Source organism: Sinorhizobium fredii USDA 205, from assembly GCF_001461695.1.
Taxonomy (GTDB): domain Bacteria; phylum Pseudomonadota; class Alphaproteobacteria; order Rhizobiales; family Rhizobiaceae; genus Sinorhizobium; species Sinorhizobium fredii.
Window position 1 is genome coordinate 1 of record NZ_AUTC01000069.1, and the last position, 2193, is coordinate 2193.

The window sequence follows — 2193 nt, forward strand, 5'->3', positions numbered from 1 at the left end:
CACCCGACAAAAAGCCCTTGCCATAGGGGGCGTCCACATATGAATCAGACAGGGCCTGGTCCGCAAGGACACAAAACTCGTCGATAGTTTCTATCCTCTTCTCGGCCGGAAAGGCCCGGCCGGCGTCGAGGATGAAATTCGTTACTTTCTTCGCTTCCTCACCGCGCCGCGCCCGCCGCTCGTCCCAACGATCAAGCCAATTATGATACACTCTGGTTGCTTCCTAACTCGCTTACTCGCCATCGCCCAAACTCTGGATCAAAGCGGCCGGTGCTCCACCAAGGCTCAGAGGTCATCGTGGAGCACCGGCTGGAACTCGCTGCGCCTGTTGCACCCGAGGGCGCCGCCATCGACCTCTTTTCCGCACTTGGCTCAGGCGGAGCAGGAAGGCGAAGTCAGCGTGCGCATCGACGAAGGCGAGGCGCCGCTGAGCCGCTGGTCCCATTGTCTCTTGACATCACTCCTGGTCACTTTCTGTTTTGTTTAATTCACCTTCTGCAACACGTGAATGGCTGAGCCGGCGTCGTCTGAGAGCACATCTATTGGCACAAAACCCGCTCGGTGTGCACATTTTTTGAAAAACGACTCAGAGAAACAAAAAGAGTTCTTCAGATGCAGTCGCTCGCCACTTAATAGGATGATATCCTTGCCGCCAATGCAAAAGTCCAGGTTCTTTTTGACCACCGCTGTATGTATGACTTGCATGAATTGGTCTCCACCAATAACATCCGGCTCATACTCAAATGCCTCTGGATCGAAATTGCCGTCGACCGGCAGCTCTGCCTTCATTCTATAGAACACATTTAGCTGAAATTCAGGATGCGCTTCATAGTAGGACTTCGCCACATCCCTCCTCAAATCTGAGCCAATTGAGATCGCAACCCAGCACCTCTTCGCACTATTCGATATCTTCTTCAGCGTCTCGACGACCGCTTCCATGGGGTGCGTATCATTTGTTGGGACAGCAAGATTTCCAAATGTCCGGCCAAACATGACAATAAATGCCGCTTCATCGTCGAAAAATAGCGTCGTCCAGAGAATATATCGCCGCGTATGAACTCGATTTTCAACCCTAAAGCGGATGACAACTGTGCTATGTCCCCGAGGAATTCTCTTGACCGGTCGACGAGCGTGCAACGTGAGGTTTCGCCTCGCAGACCTATAACAAGCGGAAGCGTTTTCTGTTGGAAGGCTCGCACTGTTCCAGGCCCATACTCCAGAACCGAAATTCCTTTACGACATCGTTCGTCCTGGTGATGCCATTGAACATAATCTCTGACTCTCCCGTGAAGTTTTTGGGCTAACTTGAGTTCAGCATCCACCATATTGGTTGTGCCAGTGACGAGCACATTACTGATCCTCTGGGCTTCAGCCTTAGCCCATAACAACGCGCCACTCATTGGATTGCCATTCCGGTCGACTCCAGTGTGGTGAGCGTATTGTTCAGCACCTAAGTCAGGCGCATACTTTTGCCGAAACAGCTGCAAACTTGTTTCAAGAAAGCTCAAGCTGATCGCCTCTCGATTCTTTAACGGCTCGTCGGATCCCCAGTTGACGCACTTACCGCCGCAAACGAAGGTGGTGCGCGTAGTCCCCGAATGCCGTCGCCGATCCCAGACACGAGAAAGCACGGCTCGGTAGTCAGAGCAGAAGCGCGGCGCAATCGCCGATAAGCCTGATGAGTCTGTTCATGGCGTATTTCACTGAACCCATAAGAGAGGCTACAGGGTTTGAAGGAGTAATCCTTGACGTGGATCAAAGACAAACCCGAATCTGGGGAGGGGTCTTGAACAAATGACGTTGGAAGGGGCGTGCCTGTCGATCACTACACGATCTTTCGCTGGGCTAGAAATACGCGCCGGAGATCGAAAAGCGGCTGCGTTGGCACCGGCGTCGGCTGCAGTCGACAAGTTGGCGCGTGTGAAAGTCCGTGGTCAATGGACATACCTTTACCGCGCCGTCGATAAAATTGGCAGCACGATCGACTTTTTATCTGTCCCCGGCGAGCCGTCGATCTGAATGAGTTCGCCGAAGCAATCGCGCCGGCCGCGCGGCTGGAAAACCCGCTTCTTGCGTTCGCGTCGCAACACCCAGATGCCGGCTTCCATCATCCACTGACGCAGCGTCTCCTTGCTGACGGCAAGGAGTAACCATCCGGTCAGGACCGCAGTAGCCGAGGCTTTTTGCGATTTC

At 53.5% G+C, this 2193-nt stretch carries 2 protein-coding genes and 2 pseudogenes; 1 reads left to right on the forward strand and 3 read right to left on the reverse strand.

Features of this window, described 5'->3' with window-relative positions:
• Together N181_RS34245 and N181_RS34690 are read right to left on the reverse strand one after the other, a co-directional pair.
• The coding region (locus N181_RS34245; RefSeq protein ID WP_037437867.1) for a hypothetical protein at window positions 1-211 on the reverse strand (211 nt) is incomplete at its 3' end.
• A gap of 272 nt (window positions 212-483) precedes the next feature.
• Window positions 484-993 carry an L-histidine N(alpha)-methyltransferase gene (locus N181_RS34690; protein ID WP_231698953.1) on the reverse strand — a complete coding sequence of 170 codons (510 nt, stop codon included), beginning with the start codon at window positions 991-993 and terminating at the stop codon, window positions 484-486.
• Between the two features lie 812 nt (window positions 994-1805).
• Here N181_RS34690 and N181_RS31445 point away from each other — a divergent pair.
• Window positions 1806-1989 (forward strand): annotated as a pseudogene (locus tag N181_RS31445) (DDE-type integrase/transposase/recombinase); the annotation flags it as partial.
• A 14-nt stretch (window positions 1990-2003) separates the two neighbouring features.
• On the opposite strand, the pseudogene N181_RS08730 reads toward N181_RS31445, so the two are convergent.
• Window positions 2004-2193 (reverse strand): annotated as a pseudogene (locus N181_RS08730) (hypothetical protein); the annotation flags it as partial.